The 17513-nt window shown below is 66.9% G+C and carries 15 protein-coding genes; 9 read left to right on the forward strand and 6 right to left on the reverse strand.

Going from position 1 to position 17513, the window contains the following annotated elements:
- Positions 1-5: 5 nt before the first annotated feature.
- The 4 genes from WMN78_RS06075 (at position 6) to WMN78_RS06090 (ending at position 4452) form a co-directional block, all read left to right on the forward strand.
- Positions 6-1055 (forward strand): transporter substrate-binding domain-containing protein, encoded by a 1050-nt coding sequence (locus tag WMN78_RS06075; protein WP_340532657.1) that lies wholly within the window; start codon positions 6-8, stop codon positions 1053-1055.
- Positions 1056-1135: 80 nt separating this feature from the next.
- The gene (locus tag WMN78_RS06080) at positions 1136-1969 is read left to right on the forward strand and encodes a DUF1684 domain-containing protein (protein WP_340532658.1); all 834 of its coding nucleotides are present in this window, start codon (positions 1136-1138) and stop codon (positions 1967-1969) included.
- A complete protein-coding gene (locus WMN78_RS06085; protein ID WP_340532659.1) occupies positions 1966-3033 on the forward strand; it encodes an LLM class flavin-dependent oxidoreductase in 1068 nt (355 codons plus the stop codon). The genes WMN78_RS06080 and WMN78_RS06085 overlap by 4 nt, the downstream gene beginning before the upstream one ends.
- A gap of 9 nt (positions 3034-3042) precedes the next feature.
- Entirely contained in the window at positions 3043-4452 is a 1410-nt protein-coding gene (locus WMN78_RS06090; RefSeq protein WP_340532660.1) for an NtaA/DmoA family FMN-dependent monooxygenase, read from the forward strand.
- Between the two features lie 106 nt (positions 4453-4558).
- Here WMN78_RS06090 and WMN78_RS06095 read toward each other — a convergent pair whose 3' ends face one another.
- The 4 genes from WMN78_RS06095 to WMN78_RS06110 all read right to left on the reverse strand — a co-directional run bounded on the left by WMN78_RS06095 (position 4559) and on the right by WMN78_RS06110 (position 7322).
- The gene (locus tag WMN78_RS06095) at positions 4559-4969 is read right to left on the reverse strand and encodes a VOC family protein (protein ID WP_340532661.1); all 411 of its coding nucleotides are present in this window, start codon (positions 4967-4969) and stop codon (positions 4559-4561) included.
- Between the two features lie 9 nt (positions 4970-4978).
- The gene (locus WMN78_RS06100) at positions 4979-5443 is read right to left on the reverse strand and encodes a helix-turn-helix transcriptional regulator (protein WP_340532662.1); all 465 of its coding nucleotides are present in this window, start codon (positions 5441-5443) and stop codon (positions 4979-4981) included.
- Between the two features lie 57 nt (positions 5444-5500).
- Entirely contained in the window at positions 5501-6481 is a 981-nt protein-coding gene (locus tag WMN78_RS06105) for an ABC transporter substrate-binding protein (RefSeq protein WP_340532663.1), read from the reverse strand.
- 139 nt (positions 6482-6620) lie between these two features.
- Entirely contained in the window at positions 6621-7322 is a 702-nt protein-coding gene (locus WMN78_RS06110) for a type 1 glutamine amidotransferase domain-containing protein (RefSeq protein WP_340532664.1), read from the reverse strand.
- A gap of 108 nt (positions 7323-7430) precedes the next feature.
- Here WMN78_RS06110 and WMN78_RS06115 point away from each other — a divergent pair, with 108 nt between their 5' ends.
- The 5 genes from WMN78_RS06115 to WMN78_RS06135 all read left to right on the forward strand — a co-directional run bounded on the left by WMN78_RS06115 (position 7431) and on the right by WMN78_RS06135 (position 15950).
- On the forward strand, positions 7431-8237 hold the full coding sequence (locus WMN78_RS06115) for a hypothetical protein (protein WP_340532665.1): 807 nt from the start codon (positions 7431-7433) through the stop codon (positions 8235-8237).
- Positions 8238-8569: 332 nt separating this feature from the next.
- Complete coding sequence (locus WMN78_RS06120) at positions 8570-10771, forward strand: PxKF domain-containing protein (protein WP_340532666.1); 2202 nt, start codon at positions 8570-8572, stop codon at positions 10769-10771.
- A 220-nt stretch (positions 10772-10991) separates the two neighbouring features.
- Positions 10992-11981, forward strand: coding sequence for an LLM class flavin-dependent oxidoreductase (locus tag WMN78_RS06125; protein ID WP_340532667.1), 990 nt, complete (start codon positions 10992-10994; stop codon positions 11979-11981).
- Between the two features lie 84 nt (positions 11982-12065).
- Positions 12066-13166 (forward strand): fused response regulator/phosphatase, encoded by a 1101-nt coding sequence (locus tag WMN78_RS06130; RefSeq protein ID WP_340532668.1) that lies wholly within the window; start codon positions 12066-12068, stop codon positions 13164-13166.
- Between the two features lie 156 nt (positions 13167-13322).
- Positions 13323-15950, forward strand: coding sequence for a trehalase-like domain-containing protein (locus tag WMN78_RS06135; protein WP_340532669.1), 2628 nt, complete (start codon positions 13323-13325; stop codon positions 15948-15950).
- 16 nt (positions 15951-15966) lie between these two features.
- Here the strand turns inward: WMN78_RS06135 and WMN78_RS06140 are convergent, their stop codons facing one another.
- Positions 15967-16890: an AEC family transporter gene (locus WMN78_RS06140; protein WP_340532670.1), complete on the reverse strand. Its 924-nt coding sequence runs from the start codon at positions 16888-16890 to the stop codon at positions 15967-15969.
- Positions 16891-17070: 180 nt separating this feature from the next.
- Complete coding sequence (panD, locus tag WMN78_RS06145) at positions 17071-17499, reverse strand: aspartate 1-decarboxylase (protein ID WP_340532671.1); 429 nt, start codon at positions 17497-17499, stop codon at positions 17071-17073.
- Positions 17500-17513 lie beyond the last annotated feature (14 nt).

Raw genomic sequence — 17513 nt, forward strand, 5'->3', positions numbered from 1 at the left:
TTCCCATGGCACTCTCCACCTTCCGGCACAACAGCGGCGGCCGTAAGCGCACGCTGGCGGCGCTGCCCGCCGTCGTCCTTCTCGGAACTCTTTCCGGCACCCTGGCGCTGAGCGGCTGCGCCGATCCGGGGGCAGCCGCTTCCGCAGGCGCAGCATCCGGCAGCCCGGGGACGACGGCGGCACGCAACGGCGTCGTCTACAACACCTCGCCGGACCAGCAGCGGATCCGGGCGGAGAAGGACGGCGCGCTCGCCGCCAGGTTGCCCGAGCTGATCGGCAAGGACGGCAAGCTCACGGTGGCCACCACGGCCGGGTCCATCCCGCTGTCCTTCCACGCCACGGACGACAAGACGCCCATCGGCTCCGAACTGGACATCGCGCAGCTGGTGGCGGACAAGCTGGGCCTGGAGCTCGACATCCAGGTCACCTCCTGGGAGAACTGGCCGCTGAAGACCCAGTCCGGCGACTTCGAGGCCGTGTTTTCCAATGTGGGCATCAACGCGGCCCGCGTGAAGTTGTTCGACTTCGCCAGCTACCGGGCCGCGTATATGGGCTTCGAAGCCAAGAAGAGCGCCAGCTATGACGTCAAGGGCGCGGACGACATTTCCGGCCTGAAGGTCTCGGTGGGCTCCGGAACCAACCAGGAGAAGATCCTGCTGGCGTGGAACAAGGAACTCGAGGACAAGGGCAAGGCGCCGGCCATCCTCCAGTACTACTCCTCCGATGCTGACACCATCCTGGCGCTGTCCTCGGGCCGCACCGACCTGAACATCGCGCCCTACCCGTCCACGGCGTACCGCGAGAACACCCGGGACGACCTGAAGATCGTGGGCAAGGTCAACGCCGGCTGGCCCTCCGAAACCCTGGTGGCCGCCACGTCGCTCAAGGGCAACGGGCTGGCCCCGGTCATCACGGAGGCGCTGAACTCCGCCATCAAGGACGGCTCCTACGGCGAGGTCCTGGAGCGCTGGGGCCTCTCCGAGGAAGCCCTGCCGGAATCCAAGACCGTCACCGAAGCGACGTTCGGGAGCGCCCAGGCAGGGAAAACACGGTGAAATTCCAGGTCCTCGACATCCTGGAGCGGACGATGCCGCCACGACCGTCAGTGCCGATCACGACAACTACAGGAGCGATCATGCCCACGTCTACGCACACTGAAACATCGTTCGCCACGGCCTGGGACGAATGGCACAAAGCCCATGAGCGACACCGCGCCGATCCCCACGGCTTCCTCGCCGTCACCCACCTGCACTGGCTGGGCGCTGAGCCCGCGCGGCTCGACGGCGTGCCGGGAACCTGGAACGTGGACAACGACACCGTCCGCGTGGTTCTCCGGGGAGGCGAAAGCCTCCAGCGGGACGGCAAGGAACTGAACCACGACGGCGGCGCCACCGCGGTGTTCGGCCCGATCGCCGAACGCGAGGGTGTCAACCTCACGGCAGGGGACACCGTCGTCGAACTCGCCAAGCGCGGCGGCGAATACATCGTCCGGCCACGCCACCCGGACAACCCGCTGCTCAGGGAGTACCGCGGCACGCCGGCCTACGCGCCGGACCCCGCGTTCGCCGTCGAGGGTACGTTCGTGCCCTTCGCCGAGCCCCGCGCAACGACGGTGGGCGCGGCCGTGGAGGGCATCCAGCACGTCTACGAGGCACCCGGCCAGATCAGATTCCGGCTGGGCGGGCACGACTTGGCGCTGACCGCGTTCAACGGCCACGCCCCCGGCAGCCTCTCCGTGCTGTTCACGGATGGAACGTCCGGCAGGACCACTTACGCGGCCAACCGCTCGCTGTCCGTCGCGGCACCCGACCCGGACGGAAGGGTCAGCCTGGACTTCAACCGGGCCGTCAACCTGCCGTGCGCCTACACGGACCTGGCCACGTGCCCGCTGCCGCCGGCCGGGAACCGGCTGCCGGTACCCGTCGAAGCCGGCGAGAAGACCCCCACCGAACGACAGGACGCATCATGAGCAACGCAGGCAACACCCCCGGAGGCTGGGGCTTCCTGGCGCTGGAACTCGACGGCGCCACCGGAGGCTCAGCGCCAGGCGCCTCGGCGCTCGCAGCCGCCGTGCTGGCCGCCGAGTCGGCCGGTTTCCACGCCGTGACGTTCAGGGACTCCCCGGCGGAGGGGCGGCTGAACGCGTTGCAGCGCGCCGCATATGCCGGCCCCTTGACCCGTCAAATTGCGCTGATTCCGGAAGTGGACACGGCATACACCGAGCCTTTCCACGTCTCCACCCAGCTGGCCAGCCTGGACTATGTCAGCGGCGGGCGGGCCGGCTGGATTGCCACCGCGGAGGACAACCCCGCTGCTGCAGCCGCCGTCGGACGCACTCACGCCACGGGCGACGGCCTTGCCCGGGAGGCAGCCGCCTCCATCGAGGTGAGCCGCAGGCTCTGGGACTCCTGGGAGGACGACGCCGTGATCCGCGACGTCGCCAGCGGCCGCTATCTCGACGCCGGAAAGCTGCACTATGTGGACTTTGACGGTCCCGGCTACTCGGTCAAGGGCCCGTCCATCATTCCCCGTCCCCTGCAGGGCCAGCTACCTGTACTGGTTCCGGCGTCACTCGTGGGCGACGGCCTGATTGACCCGTCTGCAGTGGACGCCGTCCTGGTCACAGCGCCCACACCCGAGCTGCTCGCGGACGAGGTCCGGGACGTGCGGGAACGGCTGGGCGGCCGGGCACCCGCCGTCGTGGTGGAGCTCGACGTCGTGCTGGATGCCCGCGGGCAGGACGCCGCCCAGCGGCTCGGGGGAGTGGAACCTGACAGGGCACAACGGGCACGTTTCGCCGGACCGGCAGCCGAACTGGCCGATCTGTTGACTGAAGTACTGGAAGTGGCCGACGGCGTCCGGCTGCACCCGGCAAGGCTCGATATTGACCTCGAGGAGCTGGCCCGCCTGGTGCTTCCGGAACTGCGGCGCAGGGGTGTGCTCGCCCCGGTGCCGCAGGACGGCACCTTCAGGGACCTGCTGGGCCTGGAACGTCCAGCCAGCCGCTACGCCGCAACCGCCGTCGGAATTTAGGGGAAAACCATGACACAGCACAGCCGTGCTAAATACCAGCCGAGCGGAAAGCTCCAGTTCGGCATTTTCTTCCAGGGCGTGAACTCGGGAACCGTCTGGAAGGCGGCCGATTCGGGCTCGCAGACGGACTTCGAATCATTCCGCCGTATTGCCCAGACAGCGGAACGGGGCCTGTTCGCCGCGTTCTTCCTGGGGGAAGGTCTCCGTCTCCGCGAGCACCTGGGCCGGCCGCATGAGCTGGACGTTGCCGGACGCCCAGACGCCCAGACCATGCTCGCAGCTCTGGCCGCGGTGACCTCCAACATCGGACTCGTCGCCACCCAGAACACCACGTACAACGATCCTGCGGACCTGGCGCACAGGCTGTCCTCTCTGGACCTGCTCTCCGGCGGACGCGCGGCCTGGAACATCGTGACCACGGACAACGCCTGGACCGGCGCCAACTTCCGCCGCGGCGGGTACCTGGACCATGCTGACCGCTACACGCATGCCGAAGCCTTCGTGGAAACCGCCAGGCGGATCTGGGACTCGCATGACCCCGATACCGGGCAATGGCGGCGGGTGGTGCACCACGGCAAGCACTACACCGTGGACGTCACCCCGCGACTGCCCCGGAGTGCGCAGTACCGGCCCGTGCTGTTCCAGGCGGGGGACTCCCCGGCGGGCCGGGACTTCGCCGCCCGGCAGGCCGACGTCATTTTCTCCGCCCACCCCAAGCTTGACGACGCCCTGGACTTCCGGCGCGACATCGTGGAGCGGACGCTGAACGCCGGACGCGGGGCCAACGACGTCAAGATCATGCCTGCCAGCGAATTCATCCTGGCCGCGACGCCGGAGGAAGCCCTGGAAAAGAAGGCCTGGGTCCGCAGCCTCCAGATCGGCCCGCAGCAGGCCATCGCCTACCTGGAACAGTTCTGGGGACGCGAACTGGGTGGATACGATCCGGACGGGCCGCTGCCGGAGATTGATCCGGTGGTGGAGGAAACCTCCGAGACCCGCGGGAGCGGCTTCCACGGGGCCAAGGCGCGGCAGCTGGCCGATCAATGGAGGGCGGAAGCCAAGGAGAAGGGGCTGTCGATCCGCCAGTTCGTCTCCGCCAAGACCAGCCGCGTGGACGCCACCTTTACAGGGTCCTATGCCGAAGTGGCTGACCGGCTGGTGGAGTACGCCCGGACCGGCGCCGTGGACGGCTTTAACATCTCGCCATGGCTGATCCCCACCGGCCTGGACGACATCGTCAACCATCTGGTGCCCGCGCTCCAGGAACGCGGCGTCTACCCCACGGAATACGCGGGCAGCACGCTGCGGGAGAACCTGGGACTGGCCACGCCGGAGCGTCCCGTGGCGGACTTGGCTGTGGATGCTGCACCCTCGGAGGCGGCCCCCTCGAAGTCCGAAACCTCGGAAGCGAGGGTCTGAGTCGATGGGCGGGGACGTGTCCGGTACGGAAGTGGGAGATGCTGACCAGCAATCAGCCGCGGATACCATCAGGCTGCAGCTGACTGTCTGGCAGCAGTACCTCTAGTCAGTCCTTCGGCGCCTGTGCGATCCGGACCATGTTGCCGGACGGGTCGCGGAAGGCGCAGTCGCGCGGACCCCAGGGCTGGTCGATGGGCTCCTGCAAGACCTCGGCGCCGGACGCGCGCACCTTTTCGAAGGTTGCGTCGAGGTCGTCGGTGCGGAAGACGAGCATCGGCAGGACACCCTTGGTGAGGAGCTCCTGCATCATGTCCCCGTCCTCCGGCGAGCGCCCGGCGTGGGGTTCCGAGAGCACGATTTCCAGGCCGGGCTGGTCGGGGCTGCCGAGCGTGATCCAGTGGAATCCCCCGGAGGCGACGTCGTTGCGCAGTTCGAGGCCAAGGGCATCGCGGTAGAAGGCGAGGGCCTTTTCGGTGTCATCGACGGTGATGTTGCAGTACTGGAGTGAAATGTTCATGCCACCAAGCTATTCGGCGGGCGTCAGTACCGCTTCTCGAATCCTGCTCACTTGGTCGCCTACCCCTGTGCCCGCGCTGCGCCGGCTGGGCCGGGTGGCGATCTTCGCCACGCAGCCGGGCATCGCCTCCACCGCGCTGTGCTTCCGCAGCCGGTACACGCTGGGCGGTTCCCCCACGAGTTCGGTGAAACGTGAGCTAAAGGACCCCAGCGAGGTACAGCCCACGGCCATGCAGGCATCGGTGACGGTCATGCCGCCACGGAGCAACGCCATGGCCCGCTCGATCCGGCGGGTCATCAGGTAGCTGTAGGGGGTCTCGCCGTAGGCGGCCCGGAACTGCCGCGAAAAATGCGCCGGTGACATCAGGGCTTTGCGCGCCATGGTGGGCACATCCAGGGCGCGGGCGAAGTCCCTGTCGATCAGGTCCCGCGCCCGGCGCAGGTGCGCCAGGTTGGCAAGCTCTTGCGGGGTCATGTCATGAGCGTACGCCGCGGCGACGGGGATCGCCACGGCGTACACATAAGGGCGGGGCTACTTCTTGGGCAGGCCCGCGGGGTTCAGTTCGGACTTCTGGACGGCCTCCGCAGTGAGGCCCCAACGGTCCAGTATTTTGGCATAGCTGCCGTCTTCGATCAGGTGGTTCAGGCCTGCCTGCGCCGCAGCGGCAAAGCCGTTGCCCTTCTTGGTGGTGGCCGCGATGCTGGCCTTCAGCGGCCAGCCCCCGTCCACCAAGCCGACCAGCTTGGTTTTGGCATCGGAAGCCGCCTTGAAGGCCGCCGTGGCGTTCGGACCGAACGTCAGGTCCGCACGTCCGGACTGAAGGGCGAGCGAGGAGGCGGAGTCGTCGTCGTAATACTGGAACTCCACGGGGGCCAGGCCGTTCTTCTTGTTCTCCTCATCCCAGCGCAGCAGGATGGATTCCTGATTGGTTCCCGAACCCACAATCACGCGTTTCCCGGCAACGTCCGGGGCGGATTCCACTTTGGCGATGGAGCTGTCGCTCTTCGCGTAGAAACCCAGCTTGTCGTCCCGGTAGCTGGCGAAGTCGAACTTGAGCTTCCGCTCCTCGGTCACCGTGACATTGGACAGCACGGCCTCATACTTGCCGGACTCCACGCCGAGGGGCCAGTCGGCCCAGGCGGTGGGAACGATGTCAGCTTCCAGGCCCAGCGTCTGTGCCAGCGCGACGGCGATGTCCACCTCGTTGCCCACCGGCGTCTTGTTGTCCGTGGCGTAGACAGCCAGCGGCGCAGCGAACGGGCTGACGGCGACCGTCAGCTTGCCGTCCTTCTTGATGGCTTCCGGCACCAGCGCCGCGGCTGCCGGGTCCACGGCAGCCGCTACACGGTCCTGCTGCGGCGAGAGGTTGAACTGCTTGACGCCCGTGGCGGACGTGGCCGGGCCGGACGCCGGAGCCGCCGCTGCGCCGGGGTCGGAGCACCCTGCAAGCCCCAATATCGTTGTGGCGGCCAGCGCCGCGGTCACGCCGGGTTTGACTGAAAAACGGGCCATGGTTTCCCCTTTGGGATGTCGGACTTCCTGCTTGTGGCAGCAACTATCCGGCAGCGGGAAAACCCCGTCAAAGCCCGGTGAAACCCGGCGAGACAGGGGGTAATCGGGGTTAATCCGGCGTCCGCGGGCGTCACGGAACCTACTCCGCGAGGGCCTTGATGACTTCCTTCGCCACGTCCTCGCTGGACTGCGGATTCTGCCCGGTGATCAGGTTGCGGTCACGGACCACGTTGGAGCCCCAGGCGGCGCCGTTTTCCACGATCGCTCCCTTTTCCTTCAAAACGTCTTCCACGAACCACGGCGTGTTGGGGCCGGTGCCGCCGTTGAGTTCCTCCTCGTCCGTGAACACGGTGAGCCTGCGTCCCGCGAAAGTGAACTTCCCGTCGTCGCCAACAGCGCTGAGGAGGCCCGCCGGACCGTGGCAGAACGGGGCAATGACCTTGCCGGCCCGGTCCGACTCATTCAGGATCCGGCCCAGGTCTGAGTCCTTGTAAAGGTCCGCCATGGGGCCGTGTCCGCCCGGCATCACCACGGCGTCGTACCCGGAGGGATCGACGTCGGCGAGCACCAGCGGCGCGGATAGCTCGGCGTCGATTTTGGCGAGGTACGCGCGGAAGCTGTCCGCGCGGTCCTGGCCGCCGGCCGACTCCGCTGCGAGGCTCACCTCGTCAACGGTGGGCCTGGCCCCGCCAGGCGTTGCGACGCTAACCGTGTGGCCGGCGTCGAGCAGGGTCTGGTGCGACACCACCAGTTCTTCGGCCCAGTAGCCGGTGGGGTGCTTGGTGCCGTCCCGCATGGTGAGGGAATCGGCAGCGGATACGATCATCAGAATATTTGCCACGATGTTGCTCCTGTCCGGCCGGCCCGTCCGGCCCGGCTCATAACGATGGCAACACGGTAAGCAAGCTGAGTATTCCTTGTCGGCCCGGCTTGCGCAGTAAGCTTTGGTATGGCCGCATCGATGCTGAAGATGGTTCTGTCCGTTGCCACCGCGCTTGCGCTGGCCCTCATGGGTGGAAGTCCGGCGACGGCGGGCCCGCCGCGTCCGTCCGATTCCCTGGGCATCGACGTCTCCTGGCCGCAATGCGGGCAGACCCTTCCTGAAGGGCTTGCCTTCGCCATCGTGGGTGTCAACAACGGGCTAGCGAACGCCACAAATCCCTGCCTTCAGGAACAGCTGGATTGGGCAGAGTCCACCGTCAGGTATCCGCAGGCGACAAGCCAGCCGCGTGTTGCCCTGTACGTGAATACCGCCAACCCCGGTCTGGCCGGGTCCTGGTGGCCTTCCTCCAACTTCTACATGGGCACAGTGGTGAAGAACCCCTATGGAAAGTGCGAGGGCAAGAACGACAGGGCCTGCGCCTATATGTACGGCTACGCGAAAGCGTACGACGACGCCGTGGTGCGCGGTGTGGAGGACCCGGACACATATTTTTGGTGGCTGGATGTGGAGACGGAAAACAGCTGGCAGGCGGATACGGCAGCCAACAGGGCCGACCTGGAAGGAATGACCGCCTACTTCGAAAGCATCGGCGCCGACGTCGGGATCTATTCCACCGGCTATCAGTGGGGCAAGATCGCCGGTTCCGTCCCCTCAACCAGCAACCTGGCGGGACTTCCCAGCTGGCTAGCCGGCGCCCGAACCCTGAAGGGCGCCAAGTCGAACTGCTCCCTTCCGGGCCTGACTCCGGGCAGCCGGGTGGACTTGACACAGTATGTCTCCGGCGGCCTCGACTACAACGTCGCCTGCAATTAGGGGCAGCGCGTAAGCGGTGTGACAGGAGTGCATTGGATTGCCCTGAGTTTGTGGAGTGAAAAAGTGAGTACTGCGTACAAAAAACAGGTATAAAAACACCAAAAGTCGAGTGGAATTTACTGGTGTTTTTCGGAGCGCGCCAACCTAGCATCGGGACTACATTTGCGGCCAATGATGGCCGCATTGTTGCGATGGGAGGCGCTGCAGTGAACGAATCAGGAAGAAAGGGTCCCGGGCGGGGATCGAAAAGCAGGCGGGGAACGGCTCGGGGACCCGCGTGGTCCGCGGGTGATGCCGGCCGGAAGCTCCTGGCCGGGGTGACGGCGGCCGGATTGCTGCTTGCCGGGGCCGGGGTGGCGCAGGCGGATGATGTTTTTAACAACCTCGACTCGACCGTTGACGCGGTGGCCGAGACCATGCCGCTGAATGCGGGCGGGGCCGCCGGGACCACCACGCTGGCTATAGACCCCACGAACGATCCGGGTAAGAACGGCTGCAACCTGACGGGAAGCACCGTCCTTACACTGAACCTCGTATCGAGCAACACAGCGATTGCCACCGTCAGCCCTTCTTCGGTGACCTTCACGAGCTGCGGGAGCACGAAGATTGTGACCGTTACTCCCGTCGCCGCGGGCACCGCCACTGTCAGCGCCACCCAGGCTGTCAATGACACCGGCGGAATGTTCGACCTTGCCCCGGCGACGTTCACCGTCAACGTGGCAGCTCCCGCCCCCGCCAATACGGCGCCGACCCTCACGGTGGCCGGAGTCAGCACGGGTGCGTCCTACGCCAAGGGCTCAGTCCCCGCGGCTACGTGCAACATTGTGGACGCCGAAGACGGGCCTAAATCGTTCGCCGCGACCCTCAGCGACATCACCGGCCCCAACTCGCCGGACGGCCTCGGCCGGCAGACAGCGAGCTGCAGCTACACCGACGGCGGCGGCCTCACCGCCACGGGATCCGCGAGCTACGACATCGTGGACCCCAGCGGGCCGCAGATCAGCTACACCCTTACCCCCGGAACCCCCAACGGACTGAGCGAATGGTTTACTGTTCCGCTGAACCTCAGCTGGACGGTCACCGATCCGGAGTCGCCGGCCTCACTGACCATTTCCGGCTGCGTTGACCAGGCCATTTCGGCGGACCAAGCAAAAATCACGTATAGCTGCTCTGCAACGAGCGCCGGCGGCACTGCCTCCGTGGAAACCGTCCTAGTGGGCCTTGACGGCACTGCCCCCGACGTCAGCTACACGGGAGCGGAAGGCCTGGCCGGCAACAACGGGTGGTTCAGGGGACCCGTCACAGCGACCTTCACGGCCACAGACGCAACGTCCGGTCCGGCGTCGCAGACTGCAACCGCAACCACGGCCGACGGAGCGGAAGGCGAATTCATTGAGCTCAGGAGCCCGGTGTTCAGCGATACCGCCGGGAACCCCTCGGCCCTCGGGGCGGTGATCGAGAGCTTCAAGATCGACGCGACGGCGCCGTCGGTGGCCTACACCGCGGCCGACCGGGCGCCCAACGTCGACGGCTGGTACAACGCTCCGGTCACAGCGACGTTCACCGCGACCGACGCCGTCTCCGGGCCTGCTGTAACGACCCAGACCGCAACGTCCGTCGGCGAGGGATTTGGTGTGGTCGTTGGGAGCCCTGCCTTCGAGGACGTTGCCGGCAACACCTCCGAGGCCGGTGCGGCGTCGGCGAACTTCGATATCGACCTCACGGCGCCCTCCGTTGCGTTCGCCGGGCTTAGCGGCGAAGCGGGCGAGAACGGATGGTTCACCGGTCCCGTCACCGCGACCTTCACCGGGACGGATGAGCTGTCCGGCCTGGCGGCCCCGGAGGATACAGCGGTGTCCACCGAAGAAGGCACGGACCTGGTCCTAGCCAGCCCGGCCTTCACCGACAGGGCTGGCAACACCACGTCTGCCGGAGCAGCGTCCAGCGGCTCCTTCAAGGTGGACCTCACCGATCCGGTTGCCACGTTCGATTCAGTGCTGGGTGACGCGTACTTCGGCTTCGTCGGCTCCGCACCCACGTGCTCTGCCGCTGACGCCGGCTCCGGCCCGGCGGGTTGCACCGTGAGCGGATACTCGAACGAGCCCGGCACCCACACATTGGTCGCCACGGCCACCGATGTTGCCGGCCGCACCTCCACAACGACGCACACCTACAAAGTCAACAACTGGGAAACCAAGGGGTTCTACCAGCCCATTGATATGGGGGCGAATGTCGTCAATACGGTGAAGGCCGGCAGCACCGTTCCCGCCAAGTTCGAACTGTTTGCGGGCTCCAGGGAACTGACGGACACCAGCTTCGTGGAGATGAAGATCCGGCCGGCCGCCTGCAGCACGCTGGCGCTCCAGGACGCAATCGAGATCACGGCCACCGGGAACACCTCCCTTCGGTACGACTCCACGGGCGGCCAGTACATCTACAACTGGAAGACGCCAAACACGCCCGGCGCCTGCTTCCAGCTCTCGATGGTTGCGGACGACGGCTCAGTCATCGCCGCCAACTTCAAGCTAAAGTAGGCGCCCGCGTAGCCAAATGGCACAACTGGGCTAAAACGGAGCGGGGTTGCCGGAAACGGCGGCCCCGCTCCCGCGTGTCCGGGGCCACGGCTGCCGCGTGTCCGGCGCCACGGCCACCTGCAGAAATAATCCGGCCGCCGCCGTCGTTGTCGCCACTGTGCGTGCTCCGCCACCGGAGCGCGCCGCCAGCAACGCTCCGCTACGAAAGGCCCGCTCCTCCGTGACTGTTCCGCTTTCCATCCTTGACCTGGCCACCATCGCTAAGGGCCAGACGGCAGCCGAGAGTTTCGCCGGCAGCGTGGCCATGGCGCAGCGGGCAGAGGAGCTGGGCTACCGGCGGGTCTGGTACGCGGAGCACCACAACATGTCCTCTATCGCGTCCTCGGCCACGAGCGTACTGATCGCCCACATCGCGGCCAACACCAGCAGCATCAGGCTGGGAGCCGGCGGAGTGATGCTGCCCAACCACTCCCCGCTGACCATCGCGGAACAGTTCGGCACGCTGGAGACGCTGCATCCGGGCCGCATCGACCTGGGCCTGGGCCGGGCGCCCGGCAGTGACCAGAACACTATGCGCGCACTTCGCCGCGACCCCATGTCGGCGGACAGCTTCCCGCAGGATGTCCTGGAACTGCAGGGCTACCTGACCGGCCCCACCCGCATCCAGGGCGTTGAGGCCACGCCGGGCAAGGGCACCAACGTGCCGCTGTACATCCTGGGGTCCTCGCTTTTCGGGGCCCGGCTGGCAGCGCAGCTGGGACTGCCGTACGCCTTCGCCTCGCATTTCGCCCCCAACGCCCTGCAGGACGCCGTGGCCATCTACCGCCGGGAATTCAAGCCCTCGGCCCAGCTGGACGCTCCGCACGTGATTGCCGGCGTCAACGTGATTGCGGCGGATTCCGCCTCCGAGGCCCAGGAAATGTTCCAGGCGACCAAGCGCGCCAGGGTATCCCTGTTCTTCGGCAACGGCAGGGTGTTCACCGACGATGAAGCGGACATGATCCTCGACTCGCCGCAGGGCCAGCACGTGGCCCAGATGATGAAGTACTCGGCGATCGGCACCCCGGACGTGGTGATGGACTACCTGGACGAGTTCACCGCCCACGCTGACGCCGACGAACTGATCGTGGCCCACCAAAGCAACGGAACCGAGGCCCGCCTGCGGTCCGTCGAACTGCTCGCCAGGGCTGCGGGGCTGGTCCGCGTATAGGCGGCGGAGACCGCGCTGGTGTGACAGGACGGCCTGATTGGTACCGATGTGACAACGGGAGCCCGCACGGAGTCTAATTGGTGCATGACTGAAGAGCCGGACGTACGCCGTGCCCTGGTCATTGAGGACGATGACGATATCCGCGGACTGCTGGTCCACATCCTGACCAAGCAGGGATTCCAGGTCTCCGCCGTGTCATCGGGGCGGGCCGGCGTCGAACTGATGCAGCGCGACGGCGCCGAACTGGTGACCCTTGACCTGAACCTGCCGGACATCGACGGCGTTGAGGTCTGCCGCCAGCTGCGCCGGTTTTCCGACGCGTACATCCTGATGATCACCGCCCGCGGCGAGGAACTGGACCGGCTCTCCGGGCTCGACACCGGCGCCGATGACTACATCACCAAGCCCTTCAGCCCCCGGGAACTCGGCTCGCGGATCACCGCCCTGTTCCGCAGGCCGCGGGCCAGTGCCGTCCACGAAGCCGCAGCCCAGGACGAACTGCGCCGCGCCGTCGAAGTCCAGCGGAGCCTGCTCCCGGCCGAGGGCCTGTCTACCGACGGATTCGACATCGCCGGATCCTTCCGGCCCTCCCGCAACGTCGGCGGCGACTTTTACGACTGGTATCCGAGCGCCGGCGGGCTGCAGCTGACGCTGGCCGACGCCATGGGCAAGGGCATGGGCGCCGCGCTGATCGCGGCCACCGTCCGCGCCGTCATGCGGTCCGTGGCGCACCGGACGCCGTTGAGTGAGGCATTCAGCTCGGCGGGCCGGATCCTGGAAGCCGACCTCGAACAGTCCGCCTCCTTTGTCACCCTCTTCCACGCCCGCCTGGACGCAGCTGCCGGAATCCTGCAGTACGTCGACGCCGGCCACGGCCTGGCGCTGCACATCAGGCCGGACGGAAGCTGCTCGCGGCTGCTCACCGGCGGCCCTCCCGTGGGTGCATGGCCGGACCAGGAATGGGACGCCCACGAGGTTTTGCTGGAGCCCGGCGATTGCCTGGCTGTGGTCAGCGACGGCCTGCTTGATGTGTACCCCGACGTCGAAGTCCTGACGGCCGTGGTGGCCGGCACGGTCTGCGGCAGCCCCAGCGCCCAGGCCGCCTGCGACGCCGTCATGGCGCTGGCCTCGGGCCGCGACGTCTCCGACGACGCCACTGCCGTTGTGCTGAAGCGCGCGCGGTAGCCGCCTGGCTGCCGCCTGATAACCGGGGCTGCGCACACGTTACATTCCGGCAATGACAGGGATATTCTGGTGTAACGACGGCATCGGAGACTGGGGGTATGTCCCTCGCCGGACTTCTCTCACGCATCATTGGGGATTATCCGAAGGACGTCGCCTGTGCCTACTCCGCTCAACCAGTCCGTGGCCGATTCTGCCCTCCTGACGCGTTCGCTGCCGCTCGGCCTGCTCCGCGCTTTTGTGCAGTCCGACGCGGCCGACGACGGACTCACCCCGCAGCTGCTCGCTGAACTCAAGATCCTGGCCCGCACCCCCGGACTGCTGGTGGCCTGCAACTACGGCGGAACGCTTTGCGACGCGGAGGGGATTTCCACCGAGACCCTGCCGCTGGGCAGTGCCGCGATTGCCCTCCGGGCCCTGGCCGCCCTGCCCAACACCCACGCTGCCGTCATCTCCGGCCGGTCGCTGCGGGACCTGGCGGCAGTTTCCAGGCTCCCGGCGGAGGTGCATCTGGTGGGCTCCCACGGCGCCGAATTCGACATGGGCTTTGCCCACGGCCTGTCGCTGGCCACCGAATCAGTGCTGCAGCAGGCAAGCCAGGCCCTCGTCGAAACGATCGGCGCCTACAAGGGGATCAGCATCGAGCGCAAGCCCGTGGCGGTGTCCGTGCACACCCGCCCGGCCTCGGCCGCTATTGTCGCCAAGGTGCTGGAGAAGGCGGAGGAAGTGGCCCGCGCCCACGGGCTGTTCTATATTGTGGACGGCTCCGTGCTGGACCTTTCCGTTGTGGAGCCGTCCAAGGCCGACGCCCTGGAACACCTCCGCGCCCGCCTGGGCGTGAGTGCCGCCCTCTACGCCGGGGACGCCTCCAGCGATGAACTGGCCATGGCCACCCTGCGCGGTCCGGACATGGGGATCAAGGTAGGGGAGGGGCCTTCCTCGGCCGCACACCGCCTCCGGGACCCGGAATCCTTCGCGCGGGTGCTGGCCATCCTGTTCGAATTGCGGCGCGCATGGCTTTTCGGCGAGGACGCCGTCGGCCTGGAGCGCCACTCGATGATCGGCAACGGCTCGTCCACGGCCCTGATCACCCCTGAAGCCAAGGTCTGCTGGATGAGCCACCCGCTGCCGGACTCGGGGTCCCTGTTCGCCCACATCCTGGGCGGTGACGCCGCGGGACACTTCTCCGTGGAACCGGTTAAAGCGTCCCAGGTCCTGGGCCAGCGCTACGTGGACAGCACAATGATCGTGGAAACCCGCTGGGCCGACGTCACTGTGACCGACTACCTCGAACCCGCCCCGGACGGGATCACCAGCCTGGTCCGGGTGCTGTCCGGGAGCGGCGCGGCACGGATCGTCTTCGCGCCCCGGCCCGACTACGCCAACGCGCCGTTCAGCATGGAGGCCCGGGGCGAGGAACTGCACGTAGTGGGCACCTCCGATCCCATCATCCTGCTGGCTCCCGGCGTCAGCTTTTCCATCACCTCGGACGGCCGCCATGCCACGGCCACTGCGGACGTCAACCTGCGGAACGGGCCCGTGGTGCTCAACCTGCGCTGCGGTGACACCGAGCCCACCCACACCGGGGTGGGCGGCGAAACGGAGCGCCGCGCCGCCGTCGCCCATCAGTCCCGGCGGTGGGTCCAGGACCTGGAGCTGCCGGGCGTCAAACCCTCGCTGGTGCGCCGCTCGGCGCTGGTGCTCCGCGCGCTGGTGCACGAACCCACCGGCGCCGTGCTTGCCGCCCCCACCACGTCGCTGCCGGAGGGAATCGGGGGCACCCGTAACTGGGACTACCGCTACTGCTGGCTGCGGGACGGCTCCATGACCGTCAACGCGCTCGTGGACCTGGGTTCCAGCAAGGAAGCGTACGGATTCCTGCGCTGGCTGGGCCGGATCCTGGACAACGCGCCCGGGCCGGAATGGCTGCACCCGCTGTACTCGGTCACAGGGGCGCCGCTCTCCACGGAGGCGATCATCGAAAGCCTTCCCGGCTATGCGGGATCACGCCCCGTCAGGATCGGCAACGCCGCGGACCATCAGGTGCAGCTGGACGTCTTCGGTCCCATCGCGGAGCTGATCTGCGCGGTGAGTGAGCGCGAGGGCACACTGGAGGATTCGCATTGGGAGCTAATGGTGCAGATGGCCTCCGCCGTGTTGGCCCGCTGGCACGAGGCAGACCACGGGATCTGGGAAGCTCGCCGCGCACCCCGGCACCACGTGTACACCAAGGTGATGTGCTGGGTGACGCTGGACCGCGCCCTGCGCACCGCGGCCCGGCACGGCAGGGCGCCGGAGCCCGCGTGGGCGCCCACCGCAGCAACGATCCGCGAGGAAGTCCTCCGCGAGGGCTGGGACGACGGCGCGGCGTCCTACACCGTGGCCTACGACAGCCCGGACCTGGACGCCGCCGTGCTGCACATCGGCCTGTCCGGCCTGCTGGATGTGAACGACCAGCGGTTCCTGGACACCGTCACCGCCGTGGAACGTGAGCTTCGGGTGGGACCTACCGTTTTCCGGTACAGGTACGACGACGGGCTGCCGGGTTTGGAGGGCGGCTTCCACATCTGCACCACCTGGCTGATCGAGGCCTATGTGGCGGTGGGCCGGATCGAGGAGGCCTGGGATTTGTTCGACCAGCTGGTGAACCTGTTCGGCCCCACCGGCCTGCTTCCCGAAGAGTACGATCCCGGCACCGAAACCCACCTGGGCAACCATCCGCAGGCCTACTCCCACCTGGGCTTCATCCGCTGCGCCCGGATCCTGGACCAGCACCAGAAGAACTGAGACCTTTGGACAAGGTCTAAGCCAGGAGAAGGGCCACGCCGATCATGGCCGGCACGGCGACCACCGTGGTGATCAGGACGGTGTCCTTGGCCACGGTGATGCCGGTGCGGTAGCGGCTGGCCGCCACGAAAACGTTCTGGGCAGTGGGCAGGGCGGACGTCACCACGACGGCGAAGAGGGCCTGCCCCTCCATGCCGATCAGCCGTGCCACCAGATAGGCGATGGCCGGGTGGACCACGAGCTTGAACGCGCTGGCGAGGAGCGTATCGATGCGGCGGCCAGCGGCTGCCTGCAGCGGCCGTGATCCGTTCAGGCTCATGCCGAAGGCGATCAGCATGGCCGGGATGGCTGCCCCGCCAATCAGATGGATGGGCTGCATGACCAGCTCCGGCACCTGCCATCCCGTTCCCGCCACCACCAGGCCCAGGGCCGACCCCACGATCATCGGGTTCCTGAGGATCATGAGGGCAAAGCCGGCAGGGGTGGTCCGGTGCGAGCTGGTGGTGGCATCCAGGGCCATCAGGAAGAGCGGCGTGAAGAAGGCCAGCTGGAAGATCAGCAGCGGCGCCACGTAGCCGGCGTCGCCGAGCACGTACACGGCGATGGGAATGCCCAAGTTGGCGGAGTTCGCCAGTGACGCGCTCATCGATGACATCAGCGATTCGGGCACGGTCCGTTTCAACAGAAACCGGACGATCACGAAGAAGATTGCGGCCGTGACCATCGCGCCGGCGGCTGTCACCAACAGGGGAGCGGCAAAGACGTCGTGCAGCTTGGCCTTACTCAGGGTCTCGAAGAGGAGGGCCGGGCTGGCCACGAAGAACGTCAGCGCGCTCAGCACGGAGCGGGCGTTTTCTCCGAGGACATTCCGGCGGCCCACGAACATGCCCACGAGAATGATGGACCACACTACGAAGAAGCCCGCGAGAACGCCTAGCACCCGGCTGTCCCTGGCAGTTTCCCTGCGAGTTCTTCCGGGAGGCCGGGCATCACGGCGTTTCGGGGGTTGGCAGTCACCAACCCAGCCTAATCAGATTTATTCAGCCTGAAGCCGCAGTGTGGGCAGGATCTCGGTATCCGGACGCGCCGGATTCCGGGCCGCGCGGCCTGACCGGAACCCTTAGTTCAGGGCGGAGTTGTTCAGGGCGTACGGTGGCCGCATGAGGCCGCGGGTGTGGCCCTCTGCGGGGTCGTTGCCGATCTGGACAATCCTGTTGTCCTTGTCCACGTGGACCACCTTCGGCGTGTATGCCTTGGCTTCTTCAGTGGTCATCTCGGCATAGGTGATCAGGATGACGATGTCATTCTCATGCATGAGGTGCGCAGCGGCGCCGTTGATGCCGATAACACCGGAACCGCGCTCGCCGGCAATGGTGTACGTTTCCAGTCGGGCGCCGTTGGTGACGTCGACGATCGCCACGAGCTCTCCCGGGAGAATGTCCGCAGCCTCCAGCAGGTCCAGGTCAACGGTGACCGACCCCACGTAGTGCAGATCGGCGTGCGTGACAGTGGCCCGGTGGATTTTGGACTTAAACATTGTGCGATTCATAACGTGCCCAGTCT

Source organism: Arthrobacter oryzae, from assembly GCF_037911235.1.
GTDB classification, from domain to species: domain Bacteria; phylum Actinomycetota; class Actinomycetes; order Actinomycetales; family Micrococcaceae; genus Arthrobacter; species Arthrobacter oryzae_E.